Source organism: Flagellimonas yonaguniensis (assembly GCF_029193885.1).
GTDB lineage: Bacteria > Bacteroidota > Bacteroidia > Flavobacteriales > Flavobacteriaceae > Flagellimonas > Flagellimonas yonaguniensis.
In genome coordinates this window covers 101,560-118,578 of the sequence record NZ_JARFVB010000003.1, presented here as the reverse complement: position 1 = coordinate 118,578, position 17,019 = coordinate 101,560, and the positions used below count along the sequence as shown (strand labels likewise).

Here is a 17,019-nt window from a genome sequence, read left to right as displayed (position 1 = left end):
AAGCAATTACTTATGGCCATTGTTAGGGTTGGTTTTTATCCACTTAATTGCACTTTCAGACATTTTTTTATAGTTGTGACCTATGTTTTTTACTGTGTCTGTTGTCCAGTTGAATTCCCAATTGTTTTTATTTCCTAATTCCTTGTTCACATTAAAGAAAGTTGTTCCACGTTCCAACCTATGTGCTCCTTGTTCCATTGCTAAATCCGTTGTTCTAAAAGTCCCTAAACTTGGGTCATTGTCTAATTCTCCCAAAAGAATGATCAATCTTTTTTTGTATGATTTTTGCAAATCTGTCTCTGTATTTTTGATACCATACGGAAATTCAAGGTTCTCGTTTGGTAAACTGTAAAATCCGGAATTTGCAGCGATAGCTGTTCCAATTCTCGATTCGGGCATTAACATTACCATTCTATGTACAAATTGTCCACCAGCTGAATGACCAAAAATATCATACTGCTCGTTTGTAATATTATTAACCGATTTAATGTGGTCAAATATGTTTTCAACGACTGTATATGCCCATTCAGTTTTCGGGTTTTTAGTTCCAAAAAAGGTAAATAAATTCCCCTCTTGATAGTCGTTTGTTGTATATTTTGAAAACTTGTTCTCGAATTCAGGCGCTATTATTAGTAGGTCGTTCTTATTGGCTAATTCGATCCAAGCGTTTAGATAGTCATCTGCATTTCGTCCGCCGCCGTGCATAACGAAAACTATTTTGTCTTTGTCGTTCCAATTTTCAGGTTTGTAAGTCCATACCTTAATCGATTTTCTCTCACTGTCTTTATAGGCGTGGATAACAAAAGAGTCTATTCCTACATTAATTTTGTTGGTTGCTGTGATTTCAGGTCCTTTTGGAAGTACATAGAGGTAAATGTAACCCGTAACTGAAAGAAGTAAAAGAATGGAAAATGTATATAAAATTACCTTTTTTAATATTCTAAAAGTCTTGTTCATTTAATGGCTTTTTTTGTTTGCCCAAATCTAAACACCCTTGATTGGTTGCCTAATTTTTTATTTCCGAATTGTGCTTTTTCAAGGACGAATTGATTTTTAAATCAACCCTAACTTTAGCCAATTGGTCCATATAACTCTTCAACGACCAGCACCTATCAAGTCATTTTCAGTGGGCATCTTCTTTTAGGTAGGACTCAAAGTTCTTTTTGAAACGATTAAGTCTGGGAATCGATACATTCCTTACATAACTGTTGTTCGGATTTCTCTTTTCATAGTCCTGATGGTATTCTTCCGCCATGTGGAATTTTTCAAAAGGAGTTACCTCCGTTACAATGGATCGGTTACCATAAACATTTTCAGATTCCAGAAGGTCAATATAATCTTGGATGATTTTCTTTTCCCCATCGTTTTTATAGAAAGCGATAGATCGGTATTGGGCTCCACGATCTGGTCCCTGTCGATTGAGGGTGGTGGGGTCGTGCGAACCAAAGAACACCTGTACCAATTGTTTGAAGGATATGACATCAGGGTCGTAGTAAACTTCCACAGCTTCTGCATGATGCGTTCTACCATAAGAAACCTCCTCGTAGGTGGGGTTCTTTTCCGAACCGCCCGAGTAACCGGAATAAACTTCCTTAACACCCTTTACACTTTCAAAAATGGCTTCCACGCACCAGAAGCATCCACTGGCAAAATAGGCTGTCTCGTATTCTTGGAGTTGTTCGGCACTCAATTTAGTTGCGATATGGGTATTCGATTCTTCCTGTTGGGCAACTTCTTGTTTGTCTGATTTGTTTTTGGGCTGGCAACTTATGGATACCAATAAGAGCAGAATTAAAAATGGAGTTCTCAAGATTTTCATTTTAGTTTCTTATTTAGTAGGATTAAGATACCAACTATTACTTGGATGCCCGTTAAAAAATGTTAATCATCTATTTTGGGCACTTAAAATGTCTCTGCTGTCAAAAATTGATATTTATCAATTATAGTTGTTTTTTCCTACACATTTTTATAAAAAATAATCTTTTTCTTACAAATAAATATTTGTCGTTCAGTTAGTTACAAAGCTTTGAAATGTTAAATGATCGATGAAATGCACATGTGTTCGGTATGTTGTTTTTGGGGTCAAAAACGTTCATCGAGGATAAAAAACACTTTACCCGAAAAAAATTTGTTCACCGAAAGAAAGGCGTCATTGAGCGATGGAAATCGAGTTGAGCTTGTGTCTGAAAGTAATTTTACATCGTAAAACAATCAGAACAAATGAAGACAATTTTTACCATCATCGCAGTAACTTTTTTCGGAACCATGGCTTTTGCCCAGGATATTTCCAAAGAAACTAAAGTAGCTACCTTTACAATGGGTGTTGAGTTGAAAGTTGAAATGAACAACACAATCAGAAAGGATAGAAAAACAGCGAGATTGTACAAATTCAAGAACTCCAGAATCAAAAAGGAGCTTTCTTTCAAAACAAAAAGGAACAACGCTAAATTGGCTTAGTCGTAATAATGGATTTGTTGATACCTTTTGTGTTGTCGCTGAGTATTGCTTTTGTTCTGGCAAGTATAGCGTTCTCATTCAGAGAAAGAAAATTTTAGAAGTTTAAGTTTATATTGGAATAGGAAAAGAAGGGTCGGTGCAAGCCGGCCTTTTTTTATGGAAATCAGTGAGTGGATTATTGATCTACCGAGTTGAACTGCTCTATTACTTCCTCAAACTCAATAGTATAGTGCGTACCTTTTTTGGCATAGTCCCTTGTAATGGAACCCCTAAGTTGGCGTGCTAAGTTGTAAATAAGTTTCAGCCCCAAGGAATTGGATGTTTTTGGGTTGATTTCTTCCGAATACCCGACTCCATTATCACCAAGGTACATTTTGTAACGGGTTTCATCCATTTTTTCGACTGAGACGTGGATTTCCCCATCATGTCCTTCAGTGATGCCATATTTTAGGGCATTGGTAATGGTTTCATTGATGATCAACCCCAAAGGTATCACGGTGTCGATACTGAGTTTGTAATCGCCAATGTCCAAATTCACTTTAACATCGCGGTTGCTTCCTTTTACCGATCGTACAAGATAATCGCATAGTTCCCTTACATAGGGTTCAAGTTCTATTTTGGAAAGGTAATCATCCCGTTTATACAGCATTTCGTGAACCATGGCCATGGATACCACACGATTTTGGCTGCTCTTGATGATGTTACTGATTTTACTGTCGTCTATCGCTCTGGATTGAAGGCTCAAAAGACTGGAAACTGTCTGTAGGTTGTTTTTGACACGATGGTGTACTTCTTTGAGCAATGTTTCCTTCTCATCGATTCGTTCTTGTATCTCGTTTCGGGATTTATATAGCCTATGGTGTGCGCTGAGTAGGTTTTTTCCAAAAACACCTCCCAAAAGGTACACGGCAAATGTGGCACTTAAATAAGCGAACCAACTTCTTGCTTCCACAGGAACCGTATTCGCTGATATTTTAAAATCCCCAGTGTCATAGAGAAACAGTAGGGTAAGTACCGCTAGGTTGAGGATGAGGTATAGTTGCCCAAAAACTTTTGTAGTGACATAACCAGCAAAAACTATAATGGCCAGGACAAAGACAAACGGGCTTTCGATCCCCCCGCTATAAAGTGTAATGATGACCGCTCCCAACATGGAAAGAATGGATGTTGAATTGTAGGTGAACACCAATTTTTTGTGTTGTTTGTAGAGTAGGGTGTTTATGAGGTTGATTACGGCATATCCCCAAAAGGTATAGGGTATGATTCCTTTTATGTCTAAAAAGAAATAACAGACCAAACCAAAAATGGCAGCGAAAAAGGAAGAGTTGTAATTTACCTTAAGTATCAAATCAATCTTGTCTTGTAATCTATATGTATCCTTATTAGGATTCTTCATATGCTGCACGTGAATATACCTCTATCACAAAAAAGTTGAAAAAATGGTGTGATAGAGTAGCTTAATGGGGTGTTTTTCAACTGTAAATCTAATTATGTTTTTGGTATAAAAAAAGTGACAGCTAGAATAACTGCCACTTTGTACATTGAATTGGGAATGGTTTAGTCGTTTACCAAAACCCATTCCCCTTTATCTATCAGAGGCTCTGCTTGCTTGTATTTCACGGTTTTGCTTTCCCCTGACATTACGTTTTTAATGGTAACCCTTTCATTCCTACCAATTTTCGGTTTTTCCCGAACAATGGTTTCGGTTACTTGAGGGCGCTGCCCTTGTGTTTGACCGGCAGCTCTGTTCTGTGCGGCCAATTCGTCACTGTTCGGAATTTCCTCTTTTGTGGTCTGAAGATTTTCCTTTGGTTTGCGAACGCTTCTGGCCTCTTGGATTTGATTGGTGTTTTCCGTGGGAAGCTCTCCCTTGAAAAGGAAGGATATCACTTCTTTGTTCACCTTATCCATCATTTCTTTAAAAAGCTCAAAAGCTTCAAACTTATAGATCAACAATGGGTCTTTTTGCTCATGAACGGCCAATTGCACGGACTGTTTCAATTCGTCCATTTTGCGCAAGTGCGTTTTCCAAGAATCATCGATGATGGCCAGCGTGATGTTTTTCTCAAAATCAGTGATCAACTGCTTACCATTGGAGTTATAGGCCTTTTCCAAGTTGGTCACAACGTTCAAGGATTTGATGCCATCCGTAAAGGGAACAACGATGCGTTCAAACTTGTTGGACTCATCTTCGTATACCTTTTTAATGACTTGGAAGGCAACGGTGGCACTACGTTCCATTTTTTGTTTGTAGAACTCGTAGGCTTCGTCGTTGATTTTATTGGCGATTTGCTGAAAGCTCATTTTCTTGAACTCCTCCTCATTGATAGGCGAGGTAATGGAGAAATATTTGATGAGCTCGAACTCAAAGTTTTTGTAGTCATCCGCCATTTTGTTGGTCTCCGCAATGGCTTCACAAGTATCGTAGATCATATTGGCGATATCCACTTTTAAGCGCTCACCTTCCAATGCGTGCCTTCTTCTCTTGTAGATGACCTCACGTTGGGCGTTCATCACATCATCGTATTCCAACAAACGTTTACGGATACCAAAGTTGTTCTCCTCCACTTTTTTCTGGGCACGCTCAATGGATTTGGTCATCATGGAGTGCTGAATCACTTCTCCATCTTCCAAGCCCATACGGTCCATCATTTTGGCAACACGGTCCGATCCGAACAAACGCATCAGGTTATCTTCCAAAGAAACATAGAACTGCGAACTACCTGGATCTCCTTGACGTCCAGAACGACCTCTCAACTGTCTGTCCACCCGTCTGGAATCATGTCGCTCTGTACCGATAATGGCCAAACCACCAGCTTCTTTTACTTCTGGAGACAGTTTAATATCCGTACCCCTACCTGCCATGTTGGTTGCAATGGTCACTACGCCACCTTTACCAGCTTCAGCAACAATATCAGCTTCTTTTTTATGGAGTTTTGCGTTCAATACATTATGGGGAACCTTGCGTACGCTCAATAATTTCGACAACAATTCTGAAATTTCAACTGAGGTAGTACCAATCAATACAGGTCTTCCCGCTTGGGACATTTTGGTGACCTCATCTATAATTGCATTGTATTTTTCACGCTTGGTCTTGTAGATCAAATCTTGTCTATCGTCACGGGCAATGGGCCTGTTGGTTGGAATTTCCATGACATCCAGCTCATAGATTTCCCAGAATTCCCCTGCCTCCGTGACCGCTGTACCTGTCATACCTGACAGTTTATTGTACATTCTAAAGTAATTTTGGAGTGTAATGGTCGCAAAAGTCTGGGTCATGGCCTCGATTTTTACGTTCTCCTTGGCCTCAATGGCTTGGTGGAGTCCATCCGAGTATCTACGACCGTCCATAATACGTCCGGTCTGCTCATCCACGATCATCACTTTGTTGTTCATGACCACATATTCCACATCTTTTTCAAAGAGGGTATAGGCCTTCAACAATTGTGTCATGGTATGGATACGCTCGCTTTTTACCGCAAAATCCTTAAAGAGTTCTTCCTTGAGCTCCGCTTCTTTTTCAATTTCAAGATTTTGATTCTCGATCTTGGCAATTTCACTACCGATATCGGGCATCACAAAAAACTCTTTGTCTTGGTCTGTTGATATATACTCGACACCTCTATCAGTAAGTTCTATCTGGTTGTTTTTTTCATCGATCACGAACAATAGGTCCTCATCCACCTTGGGCATTTCCCTATTGTTGTCCTGCATGTAGAAGTTTTCCGTTTTCTGAAGCAATTGCTTAACGCCCTCTTCACTCAAAAACTTGATAAGTGCTTTGTTTTTTGGAAGACCGCGGTGTACACGGAGCAAAAGGAAACCACCTTCTTTGGTATTTCCTTCCTTGATGAGTTTCTTGGCCTCGGCCAATACACCGGTCAAATGTTGACGTTGTTTTTGGACGATGTCGGATACTTGTGGTTTGAGCTCGTTGAACTCGTGACGATCACCTTCGGGAACCGGTCCGGAAATGATCAATGGAGTTCGCGCATCATCGATCAATACGGAATCCACCTCATCCACAATGGCATAGTGGTGTGGTCGCTGTACCAAATCATCGGGGGTGTGCGCCATGTTGTCACGCAAATAGTCAAATCCGAATTCGTTATTGGTTCCGTAGGTAATATCAGCATTGTAAGCAGCACGTCTACCATTGGAATTGGGGCGGTGTTTGTCGATACAGTCCACAGAAAGTCCGTGGAACTCGAACAAAGGAGCCATCCACGCACTATCCCTTTTTGCCAAATAGTCGTTCACGGTAACCAAGTGGGCACCTTTTCCGGCCAATGCATTTAGGTAGAGTGGGAGGGTGGCCACCAAGGTTTTACCTTCACCGGTCTGCATCTCTGCAATTTTACCTTGATGAAGAGCAATACCGCCGATGAGCTGTACATCGTAGTGTACCATGTCCCAGGTTACTTCTTTACCGGCCGCATCCCATGAGTTCTGCCAAATTGCTTTGTCGCCTTCCAACGAAACATAGTCCTTATCGCCCGAAAGCATTCTGTCAAATTCGCTTGCTGTTACGGTAAGGGTTTCATTGGCGGCAAATCGCTTGGCGGTTTCTTTTACCACAGCGAAGGCTTCGGGTAGTATATCCTCCAATGTTTTCTCGGAAATCTTATATGCTTCTTCATTGAGCTTGTCAATCTCGGAGTAGATTTCCTCATTTCTATCAATATCGTTGGAATTTTCGACTTCTGCCTGTAGCTCGGCTATTTTATCGTTGACCTCTTTGCAATTCTCGGCTATTTTGGCCTTAAAAGAGGTGGTTTTTTGTCTCAGTTCGTCATGTGACAATCCTTCGAGCTCTTGTTCAAAGGATTTTATCTCTTTTACCAAAGGTTGTAGGGACTTTACATCCTTCTCCGATTTATCTCCTACAAATACCTTTAGTACGGAATTAATAAAACTCATGAAATGTTTTTTCTTTTGATTGTCAAAAGCTGTTCCATTGATGGGATTACGATGGAATTCTTTCGCTAGGCTGTCAAAATTACATAAAAAAAAGCCTCAAATGAGACTTTTTAACGTGGTTTGTGTTTTTCGGATCTAATATTCGTCCTCGTTCCAGAGGTAGTCCTCTTCGGTGGGATAATCGGGCCAGATTTCCTCAATTGACTCGTATATCTCGCCTCCTTCTTCCTCCATCGATTGTAAATTTTCTACAACTTCCAACGGCGCTCCTGTTCGAATAGCGTAATCTATCAGTTCGTCTTTGGTTGCTGGCCAAGGCGCATCACTTAAATATGAAGCTAATTCTAAAGTCCAGTACATAGTAACGGTTTGATTTATAATTTTTTGCAAAAATAATTTTTAAACCCAATTTGCCAAGTAAAAACAGTATTATTTAAAAATTATTTTATTGTTGGCAAAACAATTGGGATAAAAAAGCGATTTTTTCAGTCTAATTTCTCAGGAATCCATTTAACTTCCTGAGCTTTTAAATCTTTGGACAATTTACGTGCCAATACAAATAAATAGTCCGAAAGTCGGTTGATGTACGAAAGCACATTGTCGGGTACGTGCTCATTTTCATGTAAATAGGAAATCATGCGCTCGCCACGACGGCAAACCGTTCTGGCAATGTGACAGTATGACACGGTGGTGTGCCCACCAGGAAGTATAAAATGTGTCATTTCTGGAAGACATTCGTTCATTTTATCCATTTCCAACTCTAGAAATTCAATGTCCTCGGAACTTATTCTTGGAATTTTAAGCCTTTTATCTTTTTTGGGCTCTGTGGCCAATATGGAGCCCACCGTGAAAAGCTTTTCTTGAATCAAAGTCAAGGTTTTTTTGGAATGCTCGTCCATTTCTTGGTCGCGCAAAAGTCCTAAGTGGGAATTGAGCTCGTCAATAGTGCCATAACTTTCAATTCGAACGTGGTGCTTGGGTACACGGGTTCCTGTAAACAACGCTGTGGTTCCCTTATCTCCGGTTTTGGTATATATTTTCATGGTGTCAGTTATCAATGTTCAATAAACAATTAGCAATTATTGGTAATTGCTTTTTTAATGATTATTGTCCATTGCTCATTGTTTATTGTTCTTATCGTGTTGACGTTTCCCCTCCATAAACTTGCGGGATTTTCTGCGCTTTGTCGCCTTCTTGTTTCGGAACAAAATAATCAGATAAATCAGCCCCAAAACGGCAAGTACATACCAAATGGTGTTATCTGTTGCTACATTTTCCATAACCTAAAATTACCGTTTTAAATTCGAATCGTGAAATGTTCCTTTACCTGTTCCCTTCGTATGGAAATAAGACCGCAATGATACATATCAATGCTTACCGTGATTTCTGGCAAGGCAATCAAGCGGTTCCATTGTCCCAAAATTTCTTTGTTATCATAAATGGAGTTGATTAAAATAAGACTATCGTTGTGCAACTTTCCTTCGGAACGTGTTTTTTGAAATGAGGGAATGTCCATTTTGTCAACAAAAAGAAGGTCAATAGGATTTTCGTCAAATTGAATTTTGGTAAAGTTCTGTTTTACCAATTCCTTGGCTTTAGCATTTTTTTTAATGCAGACCTTTTCAAAACTGAAAGAATAGATGGTTTTGAGCAGCACATTGATGCTTTTCTTGTGATGAAGTTTGTTTTTGGAGTAGAGGCATTTTGTCACGTATTGAAACACAAAAGGGGAGTGCACACCATGCTCGTTGGTGGATTTGAGAAGAAATTTTATGTATGAAAATATTTTGAATGTCATTTTGATTACACCCCTAAGGTCCCCTCAAGGGGACAATTTTATCCCTCTAAAATGGAAGAAAGCTCAAACCAGCGCTCTGTTTTTTCCTCGATGGCATCGGTTACCTCTTTCAGTTCAATGGAAAGGTTGGCAATTTCATCTCCATCCAGTTCAGGGTCCGTGAACTTGTTCTGGAGTACTACTTTTTTCTCTTCCAGTTTTTGAATGTCCTTTTCCAATTGTTTGTATTCCTTTTGCTCAGAATAGGAAAGTTTGCCCCCACTGGTGTCCCGCCAGTTGTTTTCCGTTTTTTCTGAAGAGGAGGTCTTGTTTTCCCGTTCCTCGATGACTTTGCTGGTCTCGTAGCTTCGGTAATCGGAATAGTTGCCCGGGAAATCTTCTATAACTCCTTCCCCTCGGAACACAAACAAGTGATCCACGATTTTGTCCATAAAATAACGGTCGTGCGAGACCACAATCAAGCAACCTGGAAAATCGAGCAAAAAACTTTCCAGCACGTTCAGGGTAACAATGTCCAAATCGTTTGTAGGCTCATCCAGAATCAGGAAGTTGGGATTTTGAATGAGTACGGTACATAAATACAGTCGTTTGCGTTCCCCTCCGCTCAATTTTTCAACAAAATCGTACTGCTTTTTACGGTCAAAAAGGAAACGCTCCAATAGTTGCTGGGCAGAAATTTGCCTCCCCTTTTTCAAGGGAATGTAATCTCCGAACTCGCGAATGACATCAATAACCTTTTGGCCTTCTTTATCAGGGATTCCCTTTTGGGTGTAGTAGCCAAATTTTACGGTATCGCCGACCACTACCTTTCCACCTTCCACATTTTCTCGTTCAGTGATGATGTTCAAAAAAGTGGATTTTCCCGTTCCGTTTTTTCCGATAATGCCCACACGTTCACCTTTGGTAAAGTTGTAATCGAACTTGTCCAAGATGGTTTTGTCCCCATAGGATTTTGAGATATTGTGAAGCTCCAAAATCTTGCTGCCCAAGCGTTCCATGTTCAGTTCCAACTGCACCTCGTGCTCTTGCCGTCTTTGATGGGCACGCTTTTTTATCTCGGCAAAGTCATCAATGCGAGATTTGGATTTTGTGGTACGGGCCTTGGGTTGTCTGCGCATCCAATCCAACTCTTTTTTGTACAGCATTTTGGTCTTTTGCTGCTCTACGGCCTCACGTTCCAATCGGGCCTCTTTTTCGTTCAGGTAATAGGAATAATTGCCCTTGTAGGTGTATAGTTGGTTGTTGTCCAACTCCAATATCTCATTACAGACCCTATCCAAAAAATAACGGTCGTGCGTTACCATGAAAAGGGTAATGCTTTCCTTGGCAAAGTATGCTTCCAGCCACTCGATCATTTCAAGGTCCAAATGGTTGGTGGGTTCATCCAGAATCAACAAATCTGGCTTGTTGAGTAGCGCATTGGCCAAGGCCAAACGTTTCTTTTGTCCTCCCGAGAGTGTACTGACCTTCGCATCGAGCTTGGAAAGCTGTAATTGGAAAAGTATTTGTTTGTACTGTGTCTCAAAATCCCATGCGTTGAGTCGTTCCATGGCCTCGAAAGCCTTTTGGTATTGTTCCGTGTTCTCTGGATTCTCAACCGCTTTTTCGTAGTTGGCGATTACCTTCAGGATTTCATTGTCTGTGGTAAAAATGGTCTCCTCGATGGTCAAATTCGGGTTGAGGTCGGGTTCTTGTTCCAAAAATGAAATTTTGATGCCCTTGCGTGTGGTCACTTGGCCAGTTTCAGAAGTGTCCTTTCCTGACATAATGTTGAGAATGGAGGTTTTGCCGCTTCCGTTTTTGGCAATGAGGGCTATCTTTTGGTCTTTGTTGATTCCAAAGGAAATATCGGAGAAGAGCACTAGCTCCCCATACGATTTTGATATGTTTTCGACCGTTAATAAGTTCATGGGTGTTGTTTATGGGCCAACTTATAACTTGGAATACCTGATGATGTACAGGTATCGAATAGCCAGCGTCAAAAGTAACGGAATAAGCACAGGAGAAAAAATCTGGACCTTAATTATCCAAAGTAAAAGCACGATGGCCATCAGTCCCAAAGCTGCCCACAGATATTTTGGTGCCCATTGTGGCACTTTATCTTGGAACAGCAAAGCAAAGGCAACAATTGCATTTACTGGGAATGCCCATAAAACATTGAAATTATTTGGGGTGGAAGTGTGGTCGGCCGCTACCCAAAGCAAGAATAAAAAAGTGCCTGCCAATCCTGTTATAAATAATAGTGAAAAGTCCAACCAACGACTACGCGCTTTGTGTATGTAATCAAAATACGTGATGATGGCCGTAAAAGCCATCAACATCAAAAACCAAAATAAAGGAGAGAGGGGGAAAAAGCCTTTTTGGGTATGTTCACTGTAATCCAAAATGGTGCGCTCCCGTTTTACCAAAGATTTTCCGTTCAAAGTAGTGTTTCGCAGTTGCTCCATCGCATAATAGGGCAAAAACATGTGCTCCTGTACAGTAGCCTTTCTGTCCACTGGCGAACCAAAGGCTAAATCGATTCCGAACATGGACCATGTATTTACATCCATAAATTGACGCACCAGTTGTCGGAACGTATATTGTTTCTCAAGATGTGAACCATCAAAAACGATGGCATTGCCAAATTGTTCTTTTAAAATATCGCCTGTAATACTGGAGCAGTTGTTCAGTAAGGGGTCGTAGAGATAATCCCTGTTTTCAGGGAGATAGTTTTCTTCAAAAAAAGCGAGAAACTGGTTGCGTTGTTTCAGATTGAGGTCCAGAATCTGTTCTTTTACCCATCTTTTTTCCAATTCGTACTCGTACAGGAAACCCTCAAAATTTCTACGGGAAAGGGAATAGATCATCTTTCCTTTCGTGAAATTCAAATAGAAATTAGGCTGGTTGAAGTCGAAAGTGCCATAGTTGTAGACGACATCAATGCCCAGTGCGGGGTCTTGTACACGGAACGCACTATGGCCGAAGGCGGAATAAAGCTCGTCGCCCGCAGCACAGGTAAGCAAGCTTACTTTAGAGTTTTCCGTGAGATGTGGGGCTTGGGAAAAAAGAAAGTTCCCGATAATGAAGCAAAAAAATAATAGATGGGGCTTTCGTCTCATTCTGATTTTTATCAGGACAAATATCAGAATAAAAACGACTCGACCTACCATCCGTTGCACACAGTTTAATTTTTCCTTTATTTTTACGGAAATCTTAGTTGCATGAAGTCCTATATTCCAAATTTTTTAACCCTGCTCAATGTCTTAAGTGGTTGTATTGCCACGGTATTTGCGGTACTCAATCATTTGGAGTGGGCTGCGCTTTTTGTGTTCATCGGGATTTTCTTTGATTTTTTTGATGGTTTGGTGGCGCGTGCTTTAAATGTGCAAAGCGAGATTGGAATCCAATTGGATTCGTTGGCCGATGTGATTACGAGCGGTCTGGTACCGGGTGTGGTTATGTTCCAGTTGCTGAGCATGGCGGAAAGGGGTGGATGGAACTTAGGTTTTATTGGACACGATACTGAGCTTACATTGTTGCCTTTTGTTGGCTTTGCCATTACGTTGGCTTCGGCCTATAGATTGGCCAAGTTCAATGTGGACGAGGATCAAGTATCTTCTTTTGTGGGATTGCCAACACCAGCAAATGCGCTTTTGATCCTGTCGTTGCCCATGATTCTCCTGTACCACAACAATGAAGTATTGAACAACATCATCCTAAACCCTTGGTTTTTGGTCATTTTGACGGTTTTGAGTTCGTATTTATTGAATTCTCCCATTAAACTATTCGCTTTAAAGTTTAAGAATTGGAGCTTTAAGGATAATGGAATCCGTTATTTATTTATTATTGGTAGCCTGGTATTGCTTTTGACCTTGCGCTTTTTAGCAATACCTGTTATTATTTTTGCTTATATTTTGATGTCTTTAATCAATGGGAATGGAAAAGCCGAATAACTTTAAACAGGAAGGTACTACCAACAGTGTTGTTTATCCATCCAAGGTAGGATTGGAGTTGCTTATTCCCTTTATTTTGATTTTTGGGATAGGAATTGTTGTCTCTTTTGAGAAAAGCAGTTTGACGGAGGTAATTGTCCAGTTTGGAATCATGTTCGCTTTTGTAGCTCTATTTTTCTCGATTTCTTATGAAGTTACCGATGATGTTTTGACAGTAACCACCTTTTTTTTCATTAAAAAGAGTGTTCCCATTAAAGATATCACAAGGATAGTTGAGTCAAACAATCCGCTAAGTTCCCCGGCAGCCTCTCTTGATCGTTTGGAAGTTTATTATGGGAAATACAGCAGCACCGTTATTTCTCCGAAAGATAAAATGAACTTTATTGAACACCTGAAACGGTTGTCGCCATCCATTCAGGTTGAGCTAAAAAAGAAAAACAAGGGGGGCTTATAGTTCAAATTTTTTCCATCTGGTCCTTACAGTTATCGTCATATCGCTTTCAATTCATTCATTCACTCATTACCGTTGCGTTTTTTGAAATCGTTTCTTTTGGAATAAGTGATGTTGGTCTTCTTTAAAATTGGTGCCAAATACAAGAAAAAACGTACAACGGGTATATTTATGTATCTTTAGAAAAGCAGGTGTTCCCCGAAAAAACCATTAAACCATGCATGATGCTAAAACACAAATCATTACTATGCGTATTGTCGCTATTGATGACCATTAATTTACTGAAGGCCCAAAACCAAATAGAAGATAGTTGCCAAGAATATTTTCAAGCACCTAGAGAGGTAGTGTACCTACATGTGAGTAAGGATATATTTCTTCCAGAGGAAGAAATATGGTTCAAAGGTTACCTGTACGATCAAAAAAACGCTAAACCATCAAAAATTTCAAAAACAATCAATGTAGGGGTATATGATAGTACGGGTGTCTTAAAAAAGGAACAGCTTTATTATTTAAATGATGGCTATTTTAAGGGAAGTGTAAAAGTAGATTCAACTTTTGCTGACGGGCGTTATTTTTTGAAAGCAAAAACCAATTGGATGAGAAATTTCAATGACGGAAATTCATTCTTAAAAGAATTTTTGGTGGTTAAATCAGACTTTCAAGTCAAAGGGAGTTCACAACATTTGGAAAAAATTGATTTTCAGTTTCTACCTGAGGGAGGTAATCTGGTAGCTGGTATAAAAAATATCGTGGGAGTCAAAGCCCTTGACCATATGAATAGGCCTTTGCAGTTGAAGAATATTAAAATTGTTGATGAGCTAGGGAAACAAGTAGCATTGACAGAAACCAATAGCCGTGGTCTAGGTAAATTTGAAATCACACCTGATTTGGATGTTATTTATTTCACCAAAGTTAAAATGCCTTCTGGAGATGAAGTTCGTATGAGAGTACCTATGATTTATCCCAAAGGAATCAATCTAAATGTGTTGGACAATCCTTATAAGAATCAAGTTTTGGTAGAAGTTCAAGCCAATGATTTAGCATTGGAGGACGGGGAAGTTAAAACCAATTTGGTTTTGCACAAGGATGGAGAAGTCATATCCAAACCAATCTTGTTATCAAAAAACTCTAAAAGATATACAACCTATTTTGATAAGACCAAATTGATGAAGGGTGTGAATATCCTTACCTTATTTGACGAAAAAGGCAGCCCCATAGAAGAGAGACAATTCTTTGTGTGGAAAGGGATAGGGAGGAATAGAGTTGAAACCGATATAGATTACGCTATACAATCAAATGACGATTTGGAAATCACAATAAACTCTAAAGCTCAACAGGCTATGGGTCTTAGTGTGTCGGTTTTACCGGTAAACACAAAGGTTTATGGTGGGAGGAGTGATATATACGAACAATTTTACCTTAGACCGTATGTAAAGGGTGCTATCGATAATGCTGGCTATTATTTCAGAGATGTCAACAGTCAGAAAAAGTATGAGATGGATCTACTTTTGCTTACTCAAGGTTGGAGCAGGTATAATTGGCATGAGATAGTGAATGGAGAGGAGTTTAAAACGACGCATAACCCTATATATGGATTGAACCTATATGGTTTTTTAAATGAAGATTTGAAGAAAGACAATATTTTAATCCACAAATCGATTGAGCATGAGCCAACAGAAATAAAGTTATCATCCGGCCAACGTAAATTTTTGGTAACCAATTTCTACCCAATTAATGGGGAAAGTATTTTCTTCTCCAAGAAGAATAGTCGGGGAAAATTATCCAAACTGAATATGTACGCCCGTTTATCAAACGCCTATTTTCTCGAGGAGGAAATAGATGTTTCCAGCTATGAGAAGGTAAATATGTTTGACAGGGTCAATAGTATCGTATATGGAGATAATAATGATTTTGAATTACCTGAATTAAGCACAGAGGGGACGGTCATTGCTTTAGATAATATTACTGTTACTGAGCAACGTAAAATAGAGAAAGAAGCAAGAAATAATTTGCGGGTTCCTAGATATTTGGCAAATAAAATTACAGTCGTAGATAAAGAATTAGCCTCAACGTTTAATACTTTTGGAGAGCTATTAAGATCTAAAGGCTATGAGGTATTGGAAGAACTTCAGGCATACGATGGCGGCAGCAATGAATTCATTAGCAGGGTCAAAATAAGATCACGGCGCGGTGCTGGGGTTAATGTTTTTTTGGATGATGTCTTGCAACTGAATTTGGATGTACTTTACAAGATGCCCTTAACACAGGTGGAAAGCTTTTATATAGATAAATTATCCAGGTATATGGGTGCAAGATCGGCTTTCAAGGAAACGATATATATTTTTACAAGACGAGGGAAGGAATTAAATCTCTCACCGGGCCAAGATTTTATAGCTGGAAAATCTTTTGTATTTAAAGTGGACAAGGGGTTCGAGAAGCAAAAGGAATTTTATAACCCAGAGTTTACTTCATTTAGGGATTTGGCTTTTGAGAACTTCGGGTTGATTCATTGGGAGCCATTGGTATGGATAGATAAGAATAACAGCTATAAATTTAAAATCCCCAACTACGGTTATGACAAATTAAAGGTTGTGATAGAGGGAATGGGAGAGAACGGGAATGTATTCTCTGACATTAAAATATTGGACACAGCTACGTCTAACTAAAAGTCAAGTTTCTTTTTACGTAGCTCAAAGTTTTGTCCCAAGTACACTTTTCTTACCATTTCGTCCACGGCAAGTTCCTCTGGGATGCCTGCTTTTAAGATGCCACCTTCAAACATAAGGTAGGAGCGTTCAGTTATGGCCAAGGTTTCCTGCACGTTGTGGTCGGTAATCAAAATACCGATGTTTTTGTTCTTCAACTGGGCCACAATACGCTGAATGTCCTCCACCGCTACGGGGTCAACCCCTGCAAAGGGTTCGTCCAACAAAATGAACTTAGGGTCGGTGGCCAAGGCTCGGGCAATCTCGGTGCGTCGACGTTCACCTCCGGATAGCAAATCACCTCGGTTTTTGCGGATATGCCCCAAACCGAACTCATCAATCAGGGACTCCATCTTCATGTGCTGCTCCTTTTTGCTCAAATTGGTGAGCTGTAGCACGCTCAAGATGTTTTTCTCAATGCTCAATTTTCGGAAGACGGATGCTTCTTGTGCCAAATAACCGATACCGTGCTGTGCCCTTTTGTACATAGGGAAGCTGGTAATATCGGTGCCGTCCAAGTAAATATTACCGCCATTGGGCTTGATTAAACCAACGATCATATAAAAAGACGTGGTCTTTCCGGCTCCATTGGGACCTAACAGCCCAACGATTTCACCTTGATTGACCTCGAGGGAAATGCCTTTAACAACTTTTCGGCCACGGTAGGCCTTCATTATATTTTCTGCGCGTAGCTTCATAGGAATTTGCCAAAACTAAACATATTCTTGGTCTAGCGTATGGTCTTTTGGATTT

15 protein-coding genes are annotated in these 17,019 nt (G+C 39.9%); 4 read left to right on the top strand and 11 right to left on the bottom strand.

All coding sequences use genetic code 11. From position 1 onward, the window contains the following. Positions 1–6: 6 nt before the first annotated feature. Positions 7–957: a hypothetical protein gene (locus PY092_RS06845; RefSeq protein WP_275615106.1), complete on the bottom strand. Its 951-nt coding sequence runs from the start codon at positions 955–957 to the stop codon at positions 7–9. Between the two features lie 166 nt (positions 958–1,123). Further along, positions 1,124–1,819: a peptide-methionine (S)-S-oxide reductase MsrA gene (gene msrA, locus PY092_RS06840; RefSeq protein WP_275615105.1), complete on the bottom strand. Its 696-nt coding sequence runs from the start codon at positions 1,817–1,819 to the stop codon at positions 1,124–1,126. A gap of 401 nt (positions 1,820–2,220) precedes the next feature. Between msrA and PY092_RS06835 the strand changes: the two genes are divergently transcribed. Beyond that, on the top strand, positions 2,221–2,457 hold the full coding sequence (locus PY092_RS06835; protein ID WP_275615104.1) for a hypothetical protein: 237 nt from the start codon (positions 2,221–2,223) through the stop codon (positions 2,455–2,457). Positions 2,458–2,632: 175 nt separating this feature from the next. On the opposite strand, the gene PY092_RS06830 is transcribed toward PY092_RS06835, so the two are convergent. The 8 genes from PY092_RS06830 to PY092_RS06795 all read right to left on the bottom strand — a co-directional run bounded on the left by PY092_RS06830 (position 2,633) and on the right by PY092_RS06795 (position 12,276). Continuing rightward, entirely contained in the window at positions 2,633–3,853 is a 1,221-nt protein-coding gene (locus PY092_RS06830; protein ID WP_275615103.1) for a sensor histidine kinase, read from the bottom strand. Positions 3,854–4,014: 161 nt separating this feature from the next. After that, a complete protein-coding gene (gene secA, locus PY092_RS06825) occupies positions 4,015–7,377 on the bottom strand; it encodes a preprotein translocase subunit SecA (protein WP_275615102.1) in 3,363 nt (1,120 codons plus the stop codon). Positions 7,378–7,512: 135 nt separating this feature from the next. Further along, the gene (locus tag PY092_RS06820; protein WP_013551418.1) at positions 7,513–7,737 is read right to left on the bottom strand and encodes a DUF2795 domain-containing protein; all 225 of its coding nucleotides are present in this window, start codon (positions 7,735–7,737) and stop codon (positions 7,513–7,515) included. A 125-nt stretch (positions 7,738–7,862) separates the two neighbouring features. Next, the gene (locus tag PY092_RS06815) at positions 7,863–8,420 is read right to left on the bottom strand and encodes a cob(I)yrinic acid a,c-diamide adenosyltransferase (RefSeq protein ID WP_275615101.1); all 558 of its coding nucleotides are present in this window, start codon (positions 8,418–8,420) and stop codon (positions 7,863–7,865) included. 75 nt (positions 8,421–8,495) lie between these two features. Then, complete coding sequence (locus PY092_RS06810) at positions 8,496–8,657, bottom strand: hypothetical protein (protein WP_275615100.1); 162 nt, start codon at positions 8,655–8,657, stop codon at positions 8,496–8,498. A gap of 17 nt (positions 8,658–8,674) precedes the next feature. Continuing rightward, positions 8,675–9,175 (bottom strand): hypothetical protein, encoded by a 501-nt coding sequence (locus tag PY092_RS06805; RefSeq protein WP_275615099.1) that lies wholly within the window; start codon positions 9,173–9,175, stop codon positions 8,675–8,677. A 38-nt stretch (positions 9,176–9,213) separates the two neighbouring features. Further along, on the bottom strand, positions 9,214–11,085 hold the full coding sequence (locus tag PY092_RS06800; RefSeq protein WP_275615098.1) for an ABC-F family ATP-binding cassette domain-containing protein: 1,872 nt from the start codon (positions 11,083–11,085) through the stop codon (positions 9,214–9,216). Between the two features lie 21 nt (positions 11,086–11,106). Beyond that, a complete protein-coding gene (locus PY092_RS06795) occupies positions 11,107–12,276 on the bottom strand; it encodes a lipoprotein N-acyltransferase Lnb domain-containing protein (protein WP_275615097.1) in 1,170 nt (389 codons plus the stop codon). 102 nt (positions 12,277–12,378) lie between these two features. On the opposite strand from PY092_RS06795, the gene PY092_RS06790 reads away from it, so the two are divergent. The 3 genes from PY092_RS06790 (at position 12,379) to PY092_RS06780 (ending at position 16,227) form a co-directional block, all read left to right on the top strand. Then, positions 12,379–13,110, top strand: a complete 732-nt coding sequence (locus PY092_RS06790) for a CDP-alcohol phosphatidyltransferase family protein (RefSeq protein ID WP_275615096.1) — start codon at positions 12,379–12,381, stop codon at positions 13,108–13,110. Next, positions 13,094–13,564, top strand: a complete 471-nt coding sequence (locus tag PY092_RS06785; RefSeq protein WP_275615095.1) for a PH domain-containing protein — start codon at positions 13,094–13,096, stop codon at positions 13,562–13,564. Before PY092_RS06790 ends, PY092_RS06785 begins: the two co-directional genes overlap by 17 nt. 218 nt (positions 13,565–13,782) lie before the next feature. Next, a complete protein-coding gene (locus tag PY092_RS06780; protein ID WP_275615094.1) occupies positions 13,783–16,227 on the top strand; it encodes a hypothetical protein in 2,445 nt (814 codons plus the stop codon). On the opposite strand, the gene lptB is transcribed toward PY092_RS06780, so the two are convergent. Further along, positions 16,224–16,964 (bottom strand): LPS export ABC transporter ATP-binding protein, encoded by a 741-nt coding sequence (gene lptB, locus PY092_RS06775; RefSeq protein WP_275615093.1) that lies wholly within the window; start codon positions 16,962–16,964, stop codon positions 16,224–16,226. The two genes, PY092_RS06780 and lptB, sit on opposite strands and share 4 nt — an antisense overlap. Positions 16,965–17,019: the final 55 nt, after the last annotated feature.